We start from the raw sequence: 21,061 nt of genomic DNA, 5'->3' as shown, positions 1-21,061 counted from the left end.
CGGGAACGCGGAAGCTGGCCTCATGAAAGCTGCTGTCCTCGAAGAATTCGGCACGATGCCGTCCGTGCGCGAGCTGCCCGACCCGGTGCTGGGCACCGGCGAGGTGCTCGTCGACGTCGTCGCGGCGCCGGTGCTGCCCTACGCCGGGGAGGTGTTCCGCGGCGAGCGGAACTACCTGCTCACGCTGCCGGTCGTGCCCGGCGCCGGCGCGGTCGGGCGGGTCCGCGCGACCGGCCCGGACGCGACCCGGCTCAAGCCCGGCGACTGGGTGCTGTGCGATCCGACCATCCGCTCCCGCGACGACGCGCGCACGCCGGACATCACGCTGCAGGGCCTGAGCGCGCGCGGCGAAGGCGGCCTGTTCCTGCAACGCCACTTCGGCCACGGCGCCTACGCCGAGCAGGTGCTGGTCCCGACCGAGAACGCCGTCCCGCTCGGCCCGATCGACGCCGCCGACGCCGGGCGGTGGGCCGCGCTCTCCCTCTGTCTCGTGCCGTACGGCGGGCTGCTCGCGGCTCAGCTCCAGCCGGGCGAGACGGTGCTGGTCAGCGGCGCGACCGGCAACTTCGGCAGCGCGGGCGTGGCCGTCGCCCTCGCGATGGGCGCGGCGTGCGTGGTCGCGCCGGGCCGCAACGCCGACGCGCTGGCCGACCTGGAACGCCGGTTCGGCGCGCGCGTCCGGACCGTCCGGCTCACCGAGGACGACGACACCGCGCGGATGCGCGGCACGGCGCCCGGCCCGATCGACGTGGTCCTCGACCTGCTGCCGCCGTCGGCGAGCGCGGCCGTCACGCGGACCGCGGCCATGACGGTGCGCGAGTACGGCCGGGTCGTGCTGATGGGCGGCGTCGGCATGCTCGGCGGCGACGACCTCGCGCTGCCCTACCCGTGGCTGATGCGCAACAACATCACCGTGCGCGGGCAGTGGCTGGCCCCGCGCGAGGCGAACAGCAGCCTGATCGCGCTGGCCCGCGCGGGCCTGCTCGACCTGGGCGGGTTCGCCGTCACGGAGTTCCGCCTCGACGACATCGCCGACGCCGTCGGCCACGCGGCGAAGGAGCAGGCGCGGTTCGCCCTCACCGTCATCCGGCCTTGAGTGCCGACGCCTGACCAGGCTGCTCGGAGGCCGCGCCCAGGATCCAGTTCCGGAACTCGACCGCGAAGTGCTGCAGGTGATGCTCGGTCACCTGCGGGCCACAGCTGACCGGCAGCGTCACCGAGAGGCGGGCGGTGAACCCGCCCTCCTCCTCGGCGAACGCGTTGGCGATGGAGCCGACGACGGTGCCGTCCTCGAGCACGAGGCGCGACCGGCGACCGGCGGACTGCGGCTCCGCTCCCGGCGTCGCGGAGTCGTCCCACTCGCGCATGAAGAACGAGCAGACGTGCTCGCCGAGCGTCTCGACGATGTTCACCCGGCCGCCGGCCGCGTGGATCGAGTAGTGCTCCGGGTGGCCCGCGAGCAGGACGTCCTCACGAGCGAACGCCCGCGAGAGCCATTCGGTGAACTGTGCCGCTGTGATGCCGTGGGCGCGCAACGTCGTCGTGCCGGTCGTCTCCTCCCCGGCGGAAAGCGCGACCTGTTCGCGCAGGAAGGCGCTCCCGGCCGCGATCTCGTCCCGCAGGAGGTCGAGCAGCCGCTCGCGGCCGAGCTTGCCCTTCAGCAGCGCCAAAGCCCGCCGCGCGGCCACCACCTCGAACCGCTCGACGCGCCCGTCGTGGTCGTCGCCGGCCAGGCGCACCCAGGGTGCCGGTTCGGCCGTCGCTCGCCGGACGGGAAGCTGCAGGTAGGAGGCGTGCTCGCCGCCGGTGTGGACGACGTGCTGCCCGCTGTTGGCGCCGGTGTACTCCCGGATGCCGGGCATCATGGTGCCCAGCAGGTTCCGGGAGCTGACGACGAACCGCAGCTGCTGGCCGGCGTGGAACGCGAGCCCGACCGGGAGCAGCTCGATCTCGACGTCGACGACCTCGCCGGCCGAGAGGCGCTCCACCCGGTCGAAGCTGTGGGCCGGCACGTCGGAAGTCGAAAGCGCCTCGTCGAGGTGGCGCGCCGAGACGCGCAGGCGTCCGTCGGAACCCTTGTACCGCAGGATCGTCGCGCCGTGCTCGGTCACGTCGTGGACGATCGCGCCCTGGTTGGGGACGGTGAACGCCTGGAGCGGCGTGCCGTGTGCGTCGAGCTTCTGCACGAGCACGAAGACGTCCATGTCGTCGGCACCGCGCGCTTCGACCCACAGGTGCGCTTTCGGGTGACCGGCCAGCACGGTGTCGCGGTCGAACCGCACGACGAAGGACACCGCGTCCGGGTTCGCGTCGACCTCGTAGGTCACGGCGATCTCGTCGGCGGGGGCCGTGGTCGTCAGCGCGCGCGAGCGGCCGTCGAGGTAGTACTTCGTCGACGTGACGTCCGCCGGGGGAAACTGCTCCGCGGCGACGCCGACCCGGTCACCGCCCTGGAGGTCGAGGATCGCGTAGCGCGCCCGGGGCGTCCGCTCCCAGCCGTTGTCCTCGCCCTTGAGGTAGTGGTCGAAGAAGCGGCGCAGGTCGGCCACGTTCGCTTCGTCGTAGTAGTCGGGCCACTCCTGGCTGTTGTGGACGCGCAACCACTTCTCGGGTGACGCGATCCGCCGCCAGGCGCGGAACGTCCCCGCCGTGTGCAGCGTGTTGGAGTAGCTGGCCACGACGTAGGCCGGCACGGTGATCCGGCCGAAGTCGGGGATCTTGTTCTCCCACAGGTCGTTCACCAGCGGGTAGCGCTGCACTTCGGCGAGGATGTCCTCCTTCCGGTTCTTGCCGAAGAAGCTGCCTCCTGGAGCTGCCGGGCGAACCCGGTGTCGGGCATGCCGCCGCGCATCACCAGGTCGCGGTAGACGTCGCTGACGCCCTCCCACGGGTTGATCGCCGCCAGGTGCGGGGGCTGCTCGGCGGCGGTGAACCACTGGGAGACCGCGAGGTAGGAGGTGCCGCTCATGCCGACCTTGCCGGAGCACCAGGCCTGCTGCGCCAGCCACTCGATCACGTCGTGGCAGTCCCGGCCTTCCTGGCGGTCCCACAGCACGCTGTCGCCCTCGGAGTCGACCACGCCGCGGACGTCCGGGTTGCAGATCGCGTAACCCCGGGCGCACCAGTACGCGGGGTCCGGGCCTTCGAACTTCTCCAGCCCGGACACGATCCCGTTGTCGAGACCGACCATCCCGAAGACGCCCATCGCGCTGGCGGAGGTCCCCTGCCCCTTGCCGTACGGGCTCCACGCCACGATCACCGGCACCGGCTCCGCACCGGCCGGGCGGAAGAGGTCGACGTGGATCGTCACCCCGTCCCGCAGGCGGACCGCCACGTCCTTCTCGAACACGACGTCGACGGGCAGGGCCCGGAACTGCGGCGCGACCCGGAACCCCGCCGCCAGCGTCCGGGTGCCGGGGTCGAACCCGGTCAGCACGCCGGTCCTGGCGGCCGGCAGCGGCCGGGACGGCACGTACACCCTCTGGTCTTCACTCATGATCCCGACCGTACGTCTGTTCTGCTCAAAACTCAACATCCGTTGAGATCGGTGGGCCGACCGCTACATTCGGGTCATGACCACGCAGGAAGACCCCGCGGCGGGGACGCGCCGTGGCCGCCGGCCCGGCAGCGGCAGCACGCGGCAGGTGGTGCTCGACGCGGCCCGGGCACGGTTCGCCCGTGACGGTTTCGCCACGACCACGATCCGGCGCATCGCCGCCGACGCCGGGGTGGACGCGTCGCAGGTGATGCAGTTCTTCGGCTCGAAGGACGAGCTGTTCGCGGCCGTGATGGCCGTCCCCCGGTCCGCGCTCGACCGGTTCGACACCGCCTTCGAGGGCCCCGACGAGCACCTCGGCGAACGGGTGGTCCGCGCGTACCTCGGCGCCTGGGAGGGCGCGGCCGGCGAGTCGGAACCCCTGATGGCGATGCTGCGCGGGGCGATCACCAACGACCACGCGAGCGCGCAGCTGCGCGACTTCATCCAGTCCCGGCTGGTGCACGGCACCCGGGGGCGGGGCGGGGACGACGCGATGCTGCGCGCCGGCCTCGCGGCGGCGATGCTGGTCGGGATCGTCACCAGCAGGCAGATCATCGGCGTGCCGGTGCTCGTCGCCGCCGACACGGAGCAGCTCGTCGCGACCGTCGCCCCCGCGATCCACCAGATCCTCGTGGGCGCCCGCCCGGAGGGAGCGTGACGAGCACCCGGCTCGCCCGCCACGAGCGGATCGCGGCGGAACTGTCCACCTTGGACGTCTTGGCGACGGCGACCCCGCTGGGCAGCGGGATCGGCGGCACGACCTGGCTCGCGCGGGTGGCGGGCGAGCCCGTCTTCGTGAAACGGGTCGCGCTCACCGACGTCGAGCTGCGGCGTGATGGGTCGACCGCCGACCACTACGGCCTGCCGCCTTGGTACCACTACGGCGTCGGCTCCGCGGGCGGCGGGGCGTGGCGGGAGCTGGCGGCCCACCGCGACGCGAGCGAGTGGGTCCGCACCGGCGTGTGCGAGAACTTCCCGCTGCTGCACCACTGGTGCGTCCGCCCCGGCCTGCCGCGCGCGCCGCTGCCCCAAGCCGAGCTGGAGCGGGACGTCGCGTTCTGGCACGACGACCCGGGCGTGCGACGGCGGCTCGAAGCCCTCGACGCGTCGAGCACGGACCTCGTGCTGTTCCTGGAACACCTGCCGCGGACGCTCGCCGAGTGGCCGGACGCGCCGGTCCGGTTCGTCGACGAAGAACTCCGGCGCGTCACGGACTTCCTCGCCGGGCAGGACGTCCAGCACTTCGACGCGCACTTCGCCAACATCGTCACCGACGGCGGACGGCTGTGCCTCACCGACTTCGGCCTCACGCTGTCGTCGCGGTTCGAGCTGTCGGACGCCGAGGCGGAGTTCCTCGCCGAGCACGCCACGCACGACCGGGCCTACGTCCTGGCCCACCTGGTGAACCGGATCGTCCGGCCGTTGCGCGAGTGGCCGCACCCGCGCGTCCGCAACGACTTCGTGCGCGACTGCGCCGCGGGGCGGGCGGTCCCGGAGCTGCCCTCGGACGCGGCCGCGCTCCTGCGCCGGTACGCCCCGCTCGCCACCGTCGTCAACGACTTCTACTTCGCGCTGCACGGCGACAGCCGGAAGACGCCGTATCCGGCGGACGAGATCGCCCGGCTGCTCGGCTCGCTCTGAGCCCCTTCGCGGACTACTCGCGTTTGACTAGACCCTAGTACTCGTGTTTGAGTACTCACATGGGAGCAGTTCGGTTGTTCATCCTCGGCGCCTTGGCGCGGGGCGGTCCGATGCACGGGCACCAGATCCGGCGGGCGGCGCAGGTCGACCGCACCGAGCTCTGGGCGGACGTCAAACCCGGCTCGCTCTACGGCGCGCTGCGGCGGATGGCGGACGAGGGCGTCATCGAGGCACTGCGCACCGAACGCGTGGGGAACATGCCCGAACGGACGGTCTACACGATCACCGAGGAGGGCCGGCGCGAGCTTTCCGTGCTGCGCCACACCATCCTCACCACCACCAAGCTGCGCCCGGATCCGGTCGACCTGGCGCTGGCCTACACCGAGGACCTCGACGAGGCGACGTTGCGGGCGCTGATCGAGGACCGCCGGGCCGCGCTCGTCACGGAACTCGCGTCCTGGAAACACCTTCAGGAACACGCGGGGCCCTACCTCGACGGCCTGGAGCCGCTGGGGTTCGACCACGTGCTCATCCGCCTCGAAGCCGAGGTGACCTGGCACGACCGGGTGCTGGACAAACTGACGGATCTGCTGGCCAACCGGGGAGAACAGACATGAGAGCACTGATCATCGGCGGCGGGATCGGCGGCCTCGCGATGGCCCAATCCCTCACCGCGGCCGGCGTGGACGTCCAGGTCCACGAGCGCAACGGCGAGGCGGCCGACTGGCTGCAGGGCTACCGCATCCACCTCAACCGGTTCGGTTGCCGCGCCCTGCGCCGCTGCCTGCCGGGCCCGCTCTGGGACGCCTTCGCCGCCACCACGGGCGATCCGGGCGCGGGCCTGAGCTTCCAGACCCACCGCCTGCGCGAACTGCTCTTCGTGGAGAAGGAGCTGATGACCGGCGGGACCGGCGAACACCGCGCGGTCAGCCGGATCGCGTTGCGCCGGCTGCTCTTGGCCGGCCTCGGCGAGAACGTCCACTTCGGACGGACGTTCGAGCGTTACGAGACGAACCCGGACGGCACGGTGACGGCGCACTTCGCCGGCGGCGCCACGGCGACCGGCGATCTGCTGATCGGCTCGGACGGCGCCAACTCCCGGGTGCGCGCCCAGCTCCTGCCGCACGCGCACCGGGTGCCGACCGGCGCGGTGGGCGTGGCCGGCCGGCTGGCGCTGACCGACGAAACCCGCGCCTGGCTGCCGCCGCGGATCCGCGGCGGGATGACCATCGTGCTCCCGCCGGTCGGCAGCTTCCTGTTCACCGCGGTGTTCGACGGCCGGACCCGCACCGCCGAAGCGGTCGGCGGCGGCATCGACCTGACGGCGTCCGGCCTGACCGGCACCGATCTCCTCGACGACGTCCAGGACTACGTGCTCTGGGCGTTCGCGGCGAAACGCGCCGGTTATCCGGCCGACGTGGAGTCACTGCCCGGGCCCGCGTTGCAGAACGTCGTGGCCGAGCACATCCGCGGCTGGCACCCGGACCTGCGCCGGATGGTCACCGACTCCGACCCGGCGGGCGTGCACGCGATCGCGTTCAAGTCCGCCACCCCGGTCGAGCCCTGGCCGACCGGCCCGGTGACGCTCATCGGCGACGCCGTGCACAACATGACCCCGGTGATGGGTCTGGGCGCCAACACCGCGCTCCGGGACGCGGCCCTGCTGGCCCACCAGCTCACGGCCGTGCACCGCGGCGAAGCCGGGCTGACCAACGCGGTCGGCGAGTACGAGCGCCGGATGCTGGCCTACGGCTTCGAAGCCGTGAACACGTCACGCTCCTTCGCCGACCGGTTCACCTCGGACAACGTCCTGGCTCGCCAGGGGATGAAGACCTGGCTCCGGGTGTGTTCCGCCGTCCCAGCCGTGAAGCGGAGCAGCTTCACCGACGAGTGGACCGACGATCTCCCCGCCGCGAGCGCCGCCCTGGTCTGAGCTTCCCGCAGCCGCTGGTCACCCGACCCGGCGTAAATGGTGTACGCCCCTGTACACCATTGCTACTGGCTGGTAGGTTACCGATTCACCATTGTGATCCACTTCATGATTCAAAGGGGAGTCATGATCAAGCCTGCCCGCTTGCTGGCCGTCGCCGCGGCCCTCACGCTGACCGTCGCCGCGGCGCCGGCGGCCTCCGCGGCCCCGGCGGCCGATTCCTTCTACACCTACAGCGGCAGCGAACCGCTGTCGTCGTTCGACCCCGGGACCGTGCTCAAGACCCGGACGCTGAGCTACCACATCGTCGGCATTCCCACGCCGCTGACGGCGATCCAGCTGCTCTACCGGACCACCGACGCGCAGGGGAACCCCGCGGCCAACGTCACGTCCGTGGTGCGGAGTCCCAACGGGGACAACAAAAAGGCCATCTCCTACCAGTCTGCCTACGACTCGCTCAACCCGGCGGACAGCCCGTCGCGGGCGATCGCCGGCGACGTCACCCTCGGCGGGCTGCTGCCCAACGGGGAGTCCCTGATCGTCACGCCCGCGCTGTTGCTGGGCTACAACATCCTCATCCCCGACACCGAAGGGCAGGACGCGAACTTCGCCGCGGGGCCGGAATACGGCACCAACACCCTGGACTCGATCCGGGCCGCGACGAAGGCGGCCGAGACGGGCCTGACCGGCACCACCAAGTTCGGCCTCATCGGCTACTCCGGCGGGGCGATCGCGACCGGCTGGGCGGCCGCGCTCGCGCCGAGCTACGCGCCCGACGTCGACAAGAACCTGGTGGGCTTCACCGAGGGCGGCGTGCTCGTCGCGCCGTCGCACAACCTGAAGTACGTCGCCGGCAGCCCGGTGTGGTCCGGCGTCATCCCGATGGCGCTCGTCGGGGTCGCCCGCTCCTACGACATCGACCTCAAGCCCTACGCCAGCGCGTACGGCCTGAAGGTCCTCCAGGAGGTGGAGCAGGCGTCGATCATCAACGCGCTGGGCCGCTACCCGGGGCTGACGTGGGAGAAGCTCGTCAAGCCGCAGTACTCGAACCCGAACTCGGTGCACCCGTTCGTCGACGCCGTCAACAAAATGAACATCGGCTCGGCGCCGACGCCCTCCGTTCCCGGCTTCATCGCGCAGGGGAACAACGGGCTGCTGGAAGGCACCTTCGGCAACCCGCCGGGGATCGGGACGGGTGACGGCGTGATGGTCGCCGGTGACGTGCGGGCGCTGGCCCGGCAGTACTGCGCCGGCGGCAACAGCTCGATCAAGTACGCGCAGTACGACCTGCTCAGCCACGTCGGCGGCGCGGTGCGCTGGGCGCCCGACGCGATCGGCTGGCTGAACGACCGGTTCGCCGGGAAGGCCGCGCCGTCCAGCTGCGGGCACATCCCGGCGGGCAACTCGCTCGCCCCGGAGGTCCCCACGAGCTGACACCGCTGTGCCCGGCCGGAGCACCCGGCCGGGCACAGTACGGTCTGCACGTGACAGCGCACCGGAAGCTGCCGAAGGGCCCGCACAGCCTCAGCCGTGACGAGGTGGCCGGCACCCAGCGCGCCCGGCTGATCGACGCCGTGCTGGAGAACGTCGGCACCCGGGGCTACCTCGGCACCACGGTCGGGCACATCACGGCGACCGCCGGCGTCTCCCGGACGTCGTTCTACCAGCAGTTCGCCGACAAGCAGGACGCCTTTCTCGCCGCATACCGCGTGCTCAGCAACGACTTCATCGACCAAGGCGTCGCCGTGGCCGCCGCGGCCCCGACCCCGCTCGAAGCCGTCGCCGCGTGCGGCGACTTCCTCGTCGACTACGTCCACCGCCGCCCGACGGCCGTCCGCGCCGTCCTGCTCGAGATCTTCGCCCTCGGCGACGCCGGCCTCCAGGCCCGCGAAGAAGTCCTGCGCGCGGGCGAAGCCGTGTTCGACCGGACGGTCCTTTGGTTGCGCAGCACCGATCCCGCACTGCCGGCGCCGCCGCCGTTCACCGCGCGCACCGTCGTCGCCGCCACGATCGAACTGATCACCCAGGCCATCTGGCAGGCCACCGAAGAGGCGTACGACCAGGCCCGGGAAGCCGTCCGCTACACGTGGCTGCTCGGGATGTTCGGGCACCGGAGCCTCAGCTGGTGAGGGCCGCCTCCGCGCACTTGCGGAACGCCGCCACCAACCGGTTCCGGTCCCCCGCGCGGGTCGCCAGCGCCACGTGGCTCGGCTCGACGTCCACCAGCGGGACGGTGGTCAGGTCCGGGCGCAGGCCGGTGGGCGTGGCGGAGCCCGCCGGGACGATCGCCACCGCCTGACCGCTCGCGACCAGCTCGATCTTGTCCTCGATGGCGCTGATGAACGGCCCGTCCGGCGCCGGGCGGCCGTCGGGACGCGGGTCGACGCGCCAGAAGGCGTCCCACTCGGCGTCGGACGCGCGGGGCAGCGGCTCGTCGGCGATGTCGTCGAGCGTCACGGATTCCTTGCCCGCCAAGCGGTGGTCGCTCGGGATCAGCAGGACCCGCGGCTCGTCGCGCAAAATCGTCACGTGCAGCCCGGTGCTGGGCAGCGGCAGCCGGACGATCGCCGCGTCCACGCGGTTCTCGAGCAGCGCCGCGCGGGCGTCGTCCCACTTCAGGTGGAGCGTGCGGACTTCGGCGTCCGGGTGGCGGTGGCGCAGGGCGCGGACGGCCGGGGTGACGATCAGGTTCCCGGTGTAGCCGACGGTGATCCGGCTGGGCCGGGCGACCGCGCGAGCACGGGCCGTCGCCGCGGCCGCCGAGCGCAGGACGTCGGCGGCGAGCGGGAGGAACGCCTCGCCGGCTTCGGTGAGCCGGGTGCCTTGCGGGGTGCGGTCGAGCAGGCGCGCGCCGACCTGCTGTTCCAGCCGGACGATCTGGCGGCTCAGCGACGACTGCGTGAGGTGCAGTTCGGCGGCGGCGCGGCCGAAGTGCCGGTGCTCGGCGACGACGGTGAAGCTGCGCACCAGCCGGAGATCGAGGTCGTCCACGGTCCGAGCGTACCGCCGTGAGCTGTGGTGATGCACAGATCGCGACGCGCGATGCGAAACGTCGATTGGACGCGGCGGGCATGGTGGCCCACGGTGGAGGCATGGACATCACCACGGCTCGCGCCGCGCTCGGCGCGCTCGGCGTCTACCTGCCGATCTCGTTCACCAGCAGCCCCTCGGCCGAGGACCAGCGCGAAGGCGCGCGACGGCTGGAGCGCGCCGGGTACCGCGCCGCCTGGACCAACGAGGTCGTCGGCGGCAAGGACGCCCTGGTGCAGCTGGCCGTGCTGCTCGCCGCGACGGACCGGCTCACGTTCGGCACCGGCATCGCGAACATCTGGGCCCGCGAGCCGCAGACGCTGCACGCGGGCGCGGCCCAGCTGGCCGACGCGTACCCGGGCCGGCTGGTGCTCGGGATCGGCGTCGGCCACGCGCCGCAGGCCGCCGGCGTCGGGCGCGAGTACGGCAGCCCGGTGCGGACCCTGCGCGACTACCTGGAGCGCATGACGGCGGAGACGTGGCCGCCCGCGCCGGACGTGGCGTACCCGCGGATCCTCGGCGCGAACGGCCCGAAGATGCTGGCGCTGGCCGGGGAGCTCGCCGACGGCGCCTACCCCGCCAACCTGCCCCCGGCGTACACGACCGAGGCGCGCAAAGCGCTGGGCGCGGACAAGCTGCTGGTGGTCGGGCTGACGGTCGTCACCGAAGCCGATCCCGCCGCGGCGCGCGCGGCGGCGCGGGAGAAGGTGTCCGCCAGCCTGGGCCTGCCGTGGTACGGGAAAGCCATTGAGCGCTTGGGTTTCGACGTCTCGGACGTCGACGCCTTGGCGGACGCGGTCGTCGCCCACGGCGGCCCGGACGCGATCGCGGCCAAGGCCCAGGAGCACCTGACGGCGGGCGCGGACCACGTCCTGCTGATGCCCCCGACGACCGACGACTTCCTCGCCGACGTCGCGGAGCTGGAACGACTCGCGCCCGCGTTCGGCACCCTCGGGTGAGGGCACCGGACGCGGGCGCGGAGCCTGCCTACAGGTCAGCTCAGACCAGGTCGTACCGGTCGGCATTCATGACCTTGTGCCACGCGGCCACGAAGTCGCGGACGAACTTCTCCTTGGCGTCGTCGCTCGCGTAGACCTCGGCCAGCGCGCGCAGCTCCGAGTTGGAGCCGAACACCAGGTCGGCGCGGGAACCGGTCCACTTGACCTCGCCGGTGGCGCGGTCGCGGCCCTCGAAGGTCTCCTGGTCCTCGGACGTCGACTTCCACTCGGTCTCCATGTCGAGGAGGTTCGCGAAGAAGTCGTTCGTCAGGGCACCCGGCGTCGAGGTCAGCACACCCAGCGACGTCTGCTTGTGGTTCGCACCCAGGACGCGCAGGCCGCCGATGAGGACGGTCAGCTCCGGCGCGCTCAGGTTCAGCAGGTTCGCGCGGTCGATCAGCAGGAACTCCGACGGCAGGCGGTGGCCCTTGCCGCGGTAGTTGCGGAACCCGTCGATCGTCGGCTCGAGCGGCGCGAAGGACTCCGCGTCGGTCTGCTCCTGCGTCGCGTCGGTGCGGCCCGGGGTGAACGGCACCGTGATGTCGACGCCCGCGTCCTTGGCGGCCTTCTCGACGGCCGCCGCGCCACCGAGCACGATCAGGTCGGCCAGCGAGATCTTCTTGCCACCGGCGGAGAAGGACTCCTGGACACCCTCCAGCGTGCGCAGGACCTGCGCGAGCTGGTCGGGCTCGTTGACCTCCCAGCCGCGCTGCGGTTCGAGGCGGATGCGGGCGCCGTTCGCGCCGCCGCGCTTGTCGCTGGCGCGGAACGTCGAAGCCGACGCCCACGCGGTCGAGACGAGCTGGGCGACGGTCAGGCCCGAGTCGAGCAGCTTGGCCTTGAGGTCGGCCACGTCGGCGTCGGAGACCAGCTCGTGGTCGACGGCGGGGACGCGGTCCTGCCAGATCAGGGCTTCCTGCGGCACCAGCGGGCCGAGGTAGCGCTGGATCGGGCCCATGTCGCGGTGGGTGAGCTTGTACCAGGCGCGGGCGAACGCGTCCGCGAACTGGTCCGGGTTCTCGTGGAAGCGCTTGGAGATCTGCGCGTAGACCGGGTCGACGCGCAGCGCCAGGTCGGTCGTCAGCATCGTCGGCTTGCGGGCCGGGTCACCGGCCTCCGGGCCGGGGATGGTGTCCTCGGCGTCCTTCGCCACCCACTGGTGGGCGCCGGCCGGGCTCTTCGACAGCTCCCACTCGTAGCCGAACAGGTTGTCGAAGAACTGGTTGCTCCACCGCGTCGGCGTGGAGGTCCAGGTGACCTCGAGGCCACTGGTGATGGCGTCGCGGCCCTTGCCGGAACCGAAGGTGTTGTTCCAGCCGAGGCCCTGCTCCTCGAGGCCGGCGCCCTCGGGCTCCGGGCCGACGTGCTCGTCGGGGTCGGCCGCGCCGTGCGTCTTGCCGAAGGTGTGGCCACCGGCGATGAGGGCGACGGTCTCCTCGTCGTTCATCGCCATCCGGCCGAACGTCTCGCGGATGTCGCGGGCCGAGGCCAGCGGGTCCGGGTTGCCGTTCGGGCCTTCGGGGTTGACGTAGATGAGGCCCATCTGGACCGCGGCGAGCGGGTTCTCGAGGTCGCGGTCACCGGTGTAGCGCTCGTCGCCCAGCCAGGTGCGCTCCGGGCCCCAGTACACGTCCTCGTCCGGCTCCCACACGTCGGCGCGGCCGCCGGCGAAGCCGAAGGTCTTGAAGCCCATGGTCTCCAGCGCGCGGTTGCCCGTGAAGATCATCAGGTCGGCCCACGAGATCTTCTGGCCGTACTTCTTCTTGACCGGCCACAGCAGGCGGCGGGCCTTGTCCAGGTTCCCGTTGTCCGGCCAGCTGTTCAGCGGCGCGAAGCGCTGCATGCCGGCGCCCGCTCCGCCGCGGCCGTCGTCGATGCGGTAGGTGCCGGCGCTGTGCCACGCCATGCGGATCATGAACGGCCCGTAGTGCCCGAAGTCCGCGGGCCACCAGTCCTTGGACGTGGTCAGCACCGCGTCGACGTCCGCGGCCAGCGCGTCGAGGTCGACGGTCTGGAACGCGGCGGCGTAGTCGAAGTCCTCGCCGAGGGGGTTGGCGACGGCGGGGTGCTTGCGCAGGATCTTCAGGTTGAGCTGGTTCGGCCACCAGTCGCGGTTTCCCGCGCCCTCGGTCGGGTGGTTGCGACGCCCGGCCGAGACCGGGCAGCCGCCCGCGGTCTCCTCGTTCATCTCGCCGACAACGGCGTCAGGACTGTCAGACACAGGAATCCTTCCGGGAAACGGTGTTCAGGAACTGGAACAGTCGGGGCACAGGCCCCGGTAGACGACCTCGGCCTCGTCGATGACGAAACCGTGGGCTTCGGAGGCGGTCAGGCAGGGCGCGCTGCCGACGGCGCAGTCGACGTCGGCGATGGCCCCGCAGGACCGGCAGACGACGTGGTGGTGGTTGTCCCCGACCCGCGCTTCGTAGCGCGCCACGGAACCCGGGGGCTGGATGCGCCGGAGCAGCCCGGCGCCGGTCAGCGCCCGCAGGACGTCGTAGACGGCCTGGTGGGACACTTCACCGAGATCACCCCGGACGACCCCGATGATCGAGTCGGTGTCGGCGTGCGGGTGGCCGTGCACCGCGGTCAGCACCGCCAGCCGTGGACGCGTGACGCGCAGGGACACCCCGCGCAGCATCCGCTCGAACTCCGAAGTCGTGGGCACGGCGGCGAGTCTGCCCGATAATCTGGAATGAATCAAGATTGACTCCGTCGAAGCCACCCATCCGGGTCTTGACCGCTACAGCTCGGCGCGGTGATCGTCGGTCCGGCCGTGCCGCTGACAAGGCGTTCCTGGCTCGCGGGGGCAGAGCACCCACATCTCCGACGCCGTGAACGCGTACAGCCGGTACGCCGACGGCGCCGTGACGTCGTCGAGGCTCACGTCCGCGGCCCCGTCGCTCCGGGGGTAGCCGGCCAAGGCGCGTTCGAGGTCGTCGCCGGCGAGTTCCCGCGCTTCGCCCGCCGCGTACACCGCGCGGCCGTGGTACGGCGCCACCGTTGAGTCGAAGACGACCGCGCTCGCCCGCGGGCGTTCGGCGAGGTTGCGGGAGTGACGGGCGTCGATCGCCGACACCCAGACGAACTCGCGATTGCCCGCTGGAGCGAAGTAGACCGGGGTGAGCCAGGGCGCGCCGTCCGGGTCGGTCGTGCCCAGGGTCAGGTAGCGGTTCGTCTCGATCAGGTCCCGCGCGTGGGCGTTGAGGTCGCTGTCGGTCATCGAGACATCCAACCGTATTCCCCGAACCGGTGAGATGGAGATCACGAGCGCCGGCGTTTACCGGTGCACCGGCCGGGTAACCGGAACCCCGTCCGGGTTGGTTCACTTCTCCCAGGAGTCGTTCGCATGACCAGCGTCCTGACCGGCGGCCGCGAAAACGCCCGCCGGGTCCCCCCGCAGCAGCGTCGGCCGGACGGAGGCGACCCCTCCGCCGAGCTCACGAGGCTCGCGGCCTTGGCCGACCTGGCCCGGCGGTCGACGCCGCCGATCATGCACCGCGCGATCCTCGCCGGCGCCGATCCGGCGGGCGTGGCCGCGGCCGCGCGGCTGAGCGCCGCCCAGGCCCACATCCGCTGGCACGAGTGGGCGGGCACCTCGGTCCCCCTCGACGAGTACCTCCGGGTCCACACCGCGTTCGCCGACGCCATCGGCGCCCACCACGACGTCATCCAGGAGATCTGATGGCCGCCACCACCGACACGCCGACCGCGCCCGGCACCCGCGCGACGCTCGCCGAGCTGGCGGCCCTGGGTGAAGCGGCGACGGGCCTGCTGACGGAGATCACCGAGCACCTGGCGCAGCTGGACCCGCCCGCGAAGGACTGACCGCCCACGTCCACTGTGGACGTGGGTTTCATGTTTCTCACGTGAGCCGGGTCCTCGGCGGCAACGGCCTCTCCGCTGCCGCGAACCCCAGGTGCTCCGAGACCTGAGCCGCTGCCTCCGCCGTGCTCCGGCCGGCCGTCTCCAAGCGGTCCGCCAGCCGCGCCGCCGGCGCGGAGATGTTCAGCGCCGCCACCACCCGGCCGCGGAAGTCGCGGACCGGGGCCGAGACCCCGGCCAGGCCCTCCTCGAACTCCTCGTGGACGCGGGCGAAGCCGTCGCGGCGGCACTCCTGGATCTTCGCCCACAGCTGCGGCAGCGTGCGGACCTCCGAGCGCGGGTCGTCGGCGTCGAAGCCGGGGAACCGGACGTACAGCTCGTCCGGGCTCGCGTCGAGCAGCAGCACCCGCCCCGCCGACGTGCAGTACGCGGGCACCCCGCGCCCCTCCCAGTCGTGGGCGCGGAACGAGTGCCCGGACACCGAGAGCAGCGTCAGCACCTCCTGCTCCCGCAGGACGCACAGGTGGCTGGTCTCCTCCAGCTCCGCCGACAGCGCGTGCATCACCGGCTCGGCGGCGCGCACCAGCCGATCCTCCGCCGTGCGCGCGACCAGGGAGAACAGCCGCCAGCCCAGCCGGTAGCCGAGGGTGTCCGGGTCGCGCTCGACGACACCCTCCTCGGCGAGGGCCTTCAGCGCCCGCGAGACCTGGCTCTTCTCCCGGCCGGTCAGCTGCGCCAGCCGGACGACGCCGAGCCCGCCGGCCCGCTGCGCTTCGGGCGACGCGAGCGCCTCCAGCAGGTCCAGGTCACGGCGCAGACCGTGGCCCGAAGGCCGGGCCGCGTCGTCCGGGAGCGTCATCTCCGGACGTTAACAGTTGGCCTGAGCGCAACGCGCGTTGCGATGTACCGCCGCCCCTTGCCGCCGGTTCCGGGCGCTCCTAACGTCGAGATCGATGAAGATCACCGACATCGTCCTGGACCGGCTGCGGCTCGACCTCGACCCGCCGCTGCGCGCGGCGTGGGACCCGCGGCCGCGGCGCCACTTCGACGCGACGATCGTGCGCGTCCACACCGACGAAGGTGTCACCGGCATCGGGTCCGGCGACACCATGGCCGGGTTCGACGCCGTCAAGGACCTGTTCCTCGGCGAGGACCCGCTCGACATCGTGCGGCACGTGAAGGCCATCGAGACGGCCAACTTCCACGGCGGCCGCTTCTGGCCGCTCGAGGCCGCGCTCTGGGACGTCATCGGCCAGGTCGCCGGGCTCCCCGTCGCGACCCTGTTCGGCAACGCGGCCAAAGCGGTCCCGGCGTACGCGTCTTCGGCCGAATTGAAGCCGCCCGCGGAACGGGTCGAGACCGCGCTGCGGGCCCGTGAAGCCGGGTTCCGGGCCATGAAGATCCGCATCGACCGGGACCACGTCGCCGACGGGATCGCCGCCGTCACCGCGGTGCGCGACGCGCTCGGGCCCGACTTCGCGATCATGGTCGACCTCAACCAGTCCTGGCGGATGGCCGGGGACACGGCCGCCGCGTCCGATCTCGCCAAGACCCGCGGGATCGTGCGGCGGCTGGCCGAGCTGGACGTCTTCTGGGTCGAGGAGCCGCTCCCCTACGAGGACGTCGACGGCTTCCGGACGCTGCGGGCGGAGAACCCCGGCGTCCGGATCGCGGCCGGCGAGATGCACCACTCGGTACCCGAACTGCTGCGCTACCTGGAACACGACGTCCTCGACGTCTACCAGATGGACGTCGTGCTCGCGGTCGGCATGCACCGGGCGCGCACGCTCGCCGAAGTGGCCCAGCTCAAGCACCGGTCCTTCACCCCGCACAGCTGGACCAACGGCATCGGCGTGCTGGCCAACCTGCACGTGGCCGCCGGGGTCGGCGGCGGGCCGTTCTTCGAGTTCCCGTGGGACCCGCCCGGCTGGACGCCGCAGCGACGCGACTTCATGCTGGCGGAGCCGCTCATGATCACCCCCGAAGGCACTCTCGAGGTCCCGCAGCGACCGGGGCTCGGCATCGAACTGGACGAGGAGGCGGTGGCCCGGTGGCGGATCTGACGCACCAGGACTGGCAGGCCCTGGCGGACAAGCTCACCTTCGAGACCCGGCCGTTCATCGGCGGCCGGCCCCTCGAGTCCACTTCGGACACCACGTTCGCCGGCACGTCCCCGCGCGACGGCCGGGAGCTGACGCGCATTCCGGCCGGCAGCGCCGAGGACGTCGACCGGGCGGTCCGCGCGGCGCGGGAGTCGTTCGAGGACGGCCGGTGGCGCGGCCTCGCACCGCGTGAGCGCAAACGGGTGCTCCTGCGCTGGGCCGGGTCCATCATGGACAACGCGGACGAGCTGGCGCTGCTCGACTCCCTCGAGATGGGCAAGCCGGTCGGCGAGGCGCGGCGCGTCGACGTCACCAAGGCCGCCGAGACGATCGCGTGGTACGCCGAGACGATCGACAAGACCTACGACGAGGTCGCGCCCACCCCCGGCGACGCGCTGGCGTGGATCACCCGGGAGCCGCTCGGCGTGATCGGCGTCGTCGTCCCGTGGAACTACGCGTTGCTCATCACGTCCTGGAAGCTGGGCCCGGCGCTGGCCACCGGCAACTCCGTCGTCGTCAAGCCCGCCGAGCAGACGTCGCTGGCCACACTGCTGCTGGCCCGGCTGGCGACCGAGGCGGGGCTGCCCGACGGCGTGCTCAACGTCGTCCCGGGCCGCGGCGAGGTCGTCGGCCAAGCTCTGGGGCGGCACCCGGACGTCGACAAGATCGCGTTCACCGGCTCGGCCGAGGTGGCGCGGCTGTTCCAGGTCTACGCCGGGAAGTCCAACGGCAAGCAGGTCGCCGTCGAGGCGGGCGGCAAGTCACCGCAGCTGGTGCTGCCCGGCGCCGACCTCGCGGCGGCGGCTTCGGCGGTCGCGTGGGGCATCTTCTACAACGCCGGGCAGACCTGCAACGCGGGTTCGCGCCTGGTCGTGCCCGCCGCGCTGAAGGACGAGCTGCTGGCCGAGGTCGTCTCGATCACGGACTCGACGTTCCGGATCGGCGACCCGCTCGACCCGGCGACCGTGCTCGGCCCGCTCGTCGACGACGTCCAGCTGGACCGCGTCCTGGGCTACCTCGACGGCGCCCGGGCCGACGGTGCGACGATCACCCACGGCGGCGAGCGGGTGCTCACCGAGACCGGCGGGACGTACCTCGAACCGACCATCGTGGACGGTGTGCGGCCCGGGATGACCATCGCCCGCGAGGAAGTCTTCGGGCCGGTCCTGTCGGTGCTGACCTACGACGGCGACGTCGGCGAAGGCGTCCGGCTGGCCAACGACAGCGACTTCGGGCTGGTCGCGTCGGTCTGGACGCGGGACGTCACCGCCGCCCACCGTGTCGCGCGGCAGCTGCGCGCCGGGACGGTGTGGATCAACACCTTCGACGCCAGCGACGTGATCACCCCGTTCGGCGGCTTCAAGGCGACCGGCGCCGGCCGGGACAAGTCGTTGCACGCCTTGGACGCCTACACCGCTCTCAAGACCACCTGGCTCGCGCTCCCGGAGGATTAGCGTGCGACTGAGCATCGAACCCACCGGCCGGACGGAATTCGGCCCGGGTGTGGTCGCCGACCTGCCCGCCTACGTCGACACCCTGGGGCGGACCCGCGCGTTCGTGGTCACCGACCGGGGCCTGCGGGCCACCGGGATCGTCGGGCGCGTCGAGCAGATCCTGGCCGCGGCCGGGCTCGAGCACGCCGTCCACGAGGACGTCGGCCCGAACCCGTCGACCGCCGAGGTCGACCGCGGTGCCGTGCGGCTGCGCGAGTTCGGCGACGCCGCCGTGGTCGCCCTCGGCGGCGGCTCGGCGCTGGACGCGGCCAAGGGCATCTCGCTGCTCGCCGGCAACCCCGGCGCGGCGGCCGCGGACGCGGACCGGCTGTGGGACGCGGCGGAAGGACTGCCCCTGATCGCCGTCCCGACGACGTCGGGCACCGGCGCCGAGACCAACGGTTTCGGCGTCACGGAAGACCTTTGCGCCCGCCGGAAGGTCTACATCGGACATCCATCGGTGAAGCCGCGGATCGCGGTGCTGGACCCGGAGCTGACCGTCGGCCTGCCGCCGGCGGTCACCGCGGCCACCGGCCTGGACGCGCTCGTGCACGGCATCGAATCGCTCGCCTCGCGCGGGTCGAGCCCGGTGTCCGCGGCGTACGCGGCCCAGGCGGTCACCTTGGTCGGCCGCTGGCTGCCGGTCGCCCACCGCGACGGCGGTGACCTGGAGGCGCGGTCGCAGCTGATGCTCGGGGCCCACTTGGCGGGCCACGCGCTGACGCTGTCGGGCCTCGGCTTGGTCCACGGCCTCGGCCACGCGCTGACCGCGCACACGGGCACCCCCCACGGCGTCGCGCTGGCCGCGGTACTCGAGGAGGTGATGGCCTTCAGCGCGCCGTCCGCCCAGGCCGCGTACGAAGCGGTGGGCCGCGCGCTTCAGGTCACGCCCGAACCGGACTGGGCGGCGGCGTCGATCGCGGCGGTCCGCGAGGTCTCGGGCGCGCTCGGGATCAAGCGCCCGCTGCGCGACCTCGGCGTCACGGCGGACCTGATCCCGGCGATCGCCGAAGGAGCGCTGGCCGACGCGGTGACCAAGAACGCCCCGCGGCACCCCTCCGAGGCGGAGACCGTGGAACTGCTGCGGTCGGTGTATTGACGCGGGGTAGCACCACACCTCCGGATCCGTACGGGCGATCGGTGGCGCGTGTCCGCGCGTACCGGCCCGACGGTCCCGACGGGCCGGAGTTCGACGTCGGCTTCGTCCTGCACGGCTCCGCCGCGGACGGGACCGCGGGCCCGGCCGCGACCTGGGCGCAGAACTGCGCGCGGGCCGGGATCCCCGAGAACGACGTCATGTTCTGCGGTTACCGGAAGGCGCGCTGAACCCGCGTTCCTGGACGACCCACGTGTTGCCGTCCGGGTCGGCGAAGTCCAGGAAACTCGCGTAGTCCCGCCGCCGCGGATCGGCTCCGGGCGCGAAATCCCCTTGCCAGTCCACGGACTTCTTGTGCCGGACCTCGCTGACGGGGACACCGCGGCCGGCCAGTTCGCGGTGCGCGGCTTCGATGTCGGCCACCACCAGGTAGCCGGCGCGGGCCGAGCCGGGGGCCGCGCCGGTCAGGCCGGTGCCGAGCTGGATCGAGCACGCCGAGCCGGGCGGGGTCAGCTGCACGACGCGGAACCCGTCGTTCGGCCGGTAGTCGACGTCCAAAGCGAAGCCGGCTTGGCCGGTGTAGAACCGGATCGCCCGGTCGACGTCGGCGACCGGCAGGGTGATCACTTCGATCCGGTAGTCCATGGCGAGGGCGCCGTACGGCGTCGGCGTGGACATGTGTTTCTCCGTTCAGACGAGGGGTTCGCCGCCGTCGACGCCGAGCGTGACGCCGGTCAGGAAGGTGTTCGTGAGCGCGAAGACGACCGCGTCGGCGATGTCTCCGGGGTGGCCGATGCGCCGCGCGGGGTTCGTGGCCGTGCGGGTGGCGAACAGCTCGGCTTTCTTCTCCGCGCCGAGGCCGTCGTAGGCGCCGGTGTCGATCGTGCCCGGCGAGACCGCCGTGACGCGGATCGGCGCCAGCTCGACCGCGAGGCCGCGCGTCACCACGTCGACGGCCGCGTTGGTCGCGCCCACCGCGAGCATGCCGGCGGCGGGTTTGCGGGCGGACGAGCCCGAGAAGAAGACGAACGCGCCGTCCTCGGGCATCCGCGGCGCGAGGTACTTGGCCAGCAGGATCGGGCCGAGCACCTTGACCTCGAACGACTTCAGCACGGTGTCGTGGCCGAGGTCGCCGACCGCGCCGCGGGCGCGGGCCGAAGCCGTCGACACGACGTGGTCGATCCGGCCGAGCCGTTCGGCCAGCGCGGCGACGCCGGCTTCGTCGGTGAGATCGGCCCGCTCGGCCGTGACGCCCGGGTCGTCGTACGCCGCGGCGAGGGTTTCCGGGTCGCGGCCGGCGACGACGACCGTCGCGCCCGCCTCCCGGAGGGCCAGGGTGACGGCGCGGGCGATCCCGCTGCCGCGGCCGACGACGAGCACGCGGCGGTCTTTCAGGGTGGCGGACACG

Annotated in this window: 23 protein-coding genes; 14 read left to right on the top strand and 9 right to left on the bottom strand. The window is 72.4% G+C overall.

Going from position 1 to position 21,061, the window contains the following annotated elements; all coding sequences use genetic code 11:
* Positions 1 to 22: 22 nt before the first annotated feature.
* Positions 23 to 1,096, top strand: coding sequence for an alcohol dehydrogenase catalytic domain-containing protein (locus ACLJQZ_RS40360; RefSeq protein ID WP_410626043.1), 1,074 nt, complete (start codon positions 23 to 25; stop codon positions 1,094 to 1,096).
* Here the strand turns inward: ACLJQZ_RS40360 and ACLJQZ_RS40355 are convergent.
* Entirely contained in the window at positions 1,083 to 2,759 is a 1,677-nt protein-coding gene (locus ACLJQZ_RS40355) for a CocE/NonD family hydrolase (RefSeq protein ID WP_410626042.1), read from the bottom strand. The genes ACLJQZ_RS40360 and ACLJQZ_RS40355 overlap by 14 nt on opposite strands.
* Positions 2,738 to 3,496, bottom strand: a complete 759-nt coding sequence (locus tag ACLJQZ_RS40350) for a CocE/NonD family hydrolase (protein ID WP_410626040.1) — start codon at positions 3,494 to 3,496, stop codon at positions 2,738 to 2,740. The genes ACLJQZ_RS40355 and ACLJQZ_RS40350 overlap by 22 nt, the downstream gene beginning before the upstream one ends.
* 76 nt (positions 3,497 to 3,572) lie before the next feature.
* On the opposite strand from ACLJQZ_RS40350, the gene ACLJQZ_RS40345 reads away from it, so the two are divergent.
* The 6 genes from ACLJQZ_RS40345 to ACLJQZ_RS40320 all read left to right on the top strand — a co-directional run bounded on the left by ACLJQZ_RS40345 (position 3,573) and on the right by ACLJQZ_RS40320 (position 9,238).
* Positions 3,573 to 4,196 (top strand): TetR family transcriptional regulator, encoded by a 624-nt coding sequence (locus ACLJQZ_RS40345; RefSeq protein WP_410626039.1) that lies wholly within the window; start codon positions 3,573 to 3,575, stop codon positions 4,194 to 4,196.
* A complete protein-coding gene (locus tag ACLJQZ_RS40340) occupies positions 4,193 to 5,179 on the top strand; it encodes a hypothetical protein (protein WP_410626037.1) in 987 nt (328 codons plus the stop codon). The genes ACLJQZ_RS40345 and ACLJQZ_RS40340 overlap by 4 nt, the downstream gene beginning before the upstream one ends.
* Positions 5,180 to 5,238: 59 nt before the next feature.
* Positions 5,239 to 5,796 (top strand): PadR family transcriptional regulator, encoded by a 558-nt coding sequence (locus ACLJQZ_RS40335; RefSeq protein WP_410626035.1) that lies wholly within the window; start codon positions 5,239 to 5,241, stop codon positions 5,794 to 5,796.
* The gene (locus ACLJQZ_RS40330) at positions 5,793 to 7,112 is read left to right on the top strand and encodes an FAD-dependent oxidoreductase (protein WP_410626033.1); all 1,320 of its coding nucleotides are present in this window, start codon (positions 5,793 to 5,795) and stop codon (positions 7,110 to 7,112) included. The genes ACLJQZ_RS40335 and ACLJQZ_RS40330 overlap by 4 nt, the downstream gene beginning before the upstream one ends.
* A gap of 123 nt (positions 7,113 to 7,235) precedes the next feature.
* Positions 7,236 to 8,543, top strand: a complete 1,308-nt coding sequence (locus ACLJQZ_RS40325; RefSeq protein ID WP_410626031.1) for a lipase family protein — start codon at positions 7,236 to 7,238, stop codon at positions 8,541 to 8,543.
* Between the two features lie 50 nt (positions 8,544 to 8,593).
* Positions 8,594 to 9,238 (top strand): TetR/AcrR family transcriptional regulator, encoded by a 645-nt coding sequence (locus ACLJQZ_RS40320; protein WP_410626029.1) that lies wholly within the window; start codon positions 8,594 to 8,596, stop codon positions 9,236 to 9,238.
* Here ACLJQZ_RS40320 and ACLJQZ_RS40315 read toward each other — a convergent pair.
* Complete coding sequence (locus ACLJQZ_RS40315; RefSeq protein ID WP_410626027.1) at positions 9,228 to 10,100, bottom strand: LysR family transcriptional regulator; 873 nt, start codon at positions 10,098 to 10,100, stop codon at positions 9,228 to 9,230. The two genes, ACLJQZ_RS40320 and ACLJQZ_RS40315, sit on opposite strands and share 11 nt — an antisense overlap.
* 101 nt (positions 10,101 to 10,201) lie before the next feature.
* Here ACLJQZ_RS40315 and ACLJQZ_RS40310 point away from each other — a divergent pair, with 101 nt between their 5' ends.
* A complete protein-coding gene (locus tag ACLJQZ_RS40310; RefSeq protein WP_410626025.1) occupies positions 10,202 to 11,098 on the top strand; it encodes a TIGR03620 family F420-dependent LLM class oxidoreductase in 897 nt (298 codons plus the stop codon).
* A 40-nt stretch (positions 11,099 to 11,138) separates the two neighbouring features.
* Here ACLJQZ_RS40310 and katG read toward each other — a convergent pair whose 3' ends face one another.
* From katG to ACLJQZ_RS40295, 3 genes are all read right to left on the bottom strand, one after another.
* Positions 11,139 to 13,358: a catalase/peroxidase HPI gene (katG, locus tag ACLJQZ_RS40305; protein WP_410626023.1), complete on the bottom strand. Its 2,220-nt coding sequence runs from the start codon at positions 13,356 to 13,358 to the stop codon at positions 11,139 to 11,141.
* A 24-nt stretch (positions 13,359 to 13,382) separates the two neighbouring features.
* Positions 13,383 to 13,805: a Fur family transcriptional regulator gene (locus ACLJQZ_RS40300; RefSeq protein ID WP_247049742.1), complete on the bottom strand. Its 423-nt coding sequence runs from the start codon at positions 13,803 to 13,805 to the stop codon at positions 13,383 to 13,385.
* Positions 13,806 to 13,880: 75 nt separating this feature from the next.
* Positions 13,881 to 14,360: a pyridoxamine 5'-phosphate oxidase family protein gene (locus tag ACLJQZ_RS40295; protein ID WP_410626021.1), complete on the bottom strand. Its 480-nt coding sequence runs from the start codon at positions 14,358 to 14,360 to the stop codon at positions 13,881 to 13,883.
* Positions 14,361 to 14,486: 126 nt separating this feature from the next.
* Between ACLJQZ_RS40295 and ACLJQZ_RS40290 the strand changes: the two genes are divergently transcribed.
* The gene (locus tag ACLJQZ_RS40290) at positions 14,487 to 14,822 is read left to right on the top strand and encodes a hypothetical protein (protein WP_410626019.1); all 336 of its coding nucleotides are present in this window, start codon (positions 14,487 to 14,489) and stop codon (positions 14,820 to 14,822) included.
* Entirely contained in the window at positions 14,822 to 14,965 is a 144-nt protein-coding gene (locus tag ACLJQZ_RS40285; RefSeq protein ID WP_410626017.1) for a hypothetical protein, read from the top strand. The genes ACLJQZ_RS40290 and ACLJQZ_RS40285 overlap by 1 nt, the downstream gene beginning before the upstream one ends.
* 37 nt (positions 14,966 to 15,002) lie before the next feature.
* Here the strand turns inward: ACLJQZ_RS40285 and ACLJQZ_RS40280 are convergent, their stop codons facing one another.
* Positions 15,003 to 15,821 carry an IclR family transcriptional regulator gene (locus tag ACLJQZ_RS40280; protein ID WP_410626015.1) on the bottom strand — a complete coding sequence of 273 codons (819 nt, stop codon included), beginning with the start codon at positions 15,819 to 15,821 and terminating at the stop codon, positions 15,003 to 15,005.
* Positions 15,822 to 15,915: 94 nt separating this feature from the next.
* On the opposite strand from ACLJQZ_RS40280, the gene ACLJQZ_RS40275 reads away from it, so the two are divergent.
* From ACLJQZ_RS40275 to ACLJQZ_RS40260, 4 genes are read left to right on the top strand one after another with little or no spacing between them, the layout of a single operon-like run.
* Positions 15,916 to 17,025, top strand: coding sequence for a mandelate racemase/muconate lactonizing enzyme family protein (locus ACLJQZ_RS40275; protein ID WP_410626014.1), 1,110 nt, complete (start codon positions 15,916 to 15,918; stop codon positions 17,023 to 17,025).
* Positions 17,013 to 18,518: an aldehyde dehydrogenase family protein gene (locus tag ACLJQZ_RS40270; RefSeq protein ID WP_410626012.1), complete on the top strand. Its 1,506-nt coding sequence runs from the start codon at positions 17,013 to 17,015 to the stop codon at positions 18,516 to 18,518. The genes ACLJQZ_RS40275 and ACLJQZ_RS40270 overlap by 13 nt, the downstream gene beginning before the upstream one ends.
* Position 18,519: 1 nt before the next feature.
* On the top strand, positions 18,520 to 19,656 hold the full coding sequence (locus tag ACLJQZ_RS40265; protein ID WP_410626011.1) for an iron-containing alcohol dehydrogenase family protein: 1,137 nt from the start codon (positions 18,520 to 18,522) through the stop codon (positions 19,654 to 19,656).
* A 41-nt stretch (positions 19,657 to 19,697) separates the two neighbouring features.
* Entirely contained in the window at positions 19,698 to 19,883 is a 186-nt protein-coding gene (locus tag ACLJQZ_RS40260) for a hypothetical protein (protein WP_410626009.1), read from the top strand.
* Here ACLJQZ_RS40260 and ACLJQZ_RS40255 read toward each other — a convergent pair.
* Positions 19,852 to 20,331: a VOC family protein gene (locus ACLJQZ_RS40255; protein ID WP_410626007.1), complete on the bottom strand. Its 480-nt coding sequence runs from the start codon at positions 20,329 to 20,331 to the stop codon at positions 19,852 to 19,854. The genes ACLJQZ_RS40260 and ACLJQZ_RS40255 overlap by 32 nt on opposite strands.
* A gap of 12 nt (positions 20,332 to 20,343) precedes the next feature.
* The gene (locus ACLJQZ_RS40250; RefSeq protein WP_410626005.1) at positions 20,344 to 21,060 is read right to left on the bottom strand and encodes an SDR family oxidoreductase; all 717 of its coding nucleotides are present in this window, start codon (positions 21,058 to 21,060) and stop codon (positions 20,344 to 20,346) included.
* Position 21,061: the final 1 nt, after the last annotated feature.

This window comes from Amycolatopsis sp. cmx-8-4 (genome assembly GCF_046548675.1).
Classification (GTDB): Bacteria; Actinomycetota; Actinomycetes; order Mycobacteriales; family Pseudonocardiaceae; genus Amycolatopsis.
The sequence above is the reverse complement of the archived record's forward strand: the minus strand, read 5'-3'. Positions and strand labels throughout refer to the sequence as shown.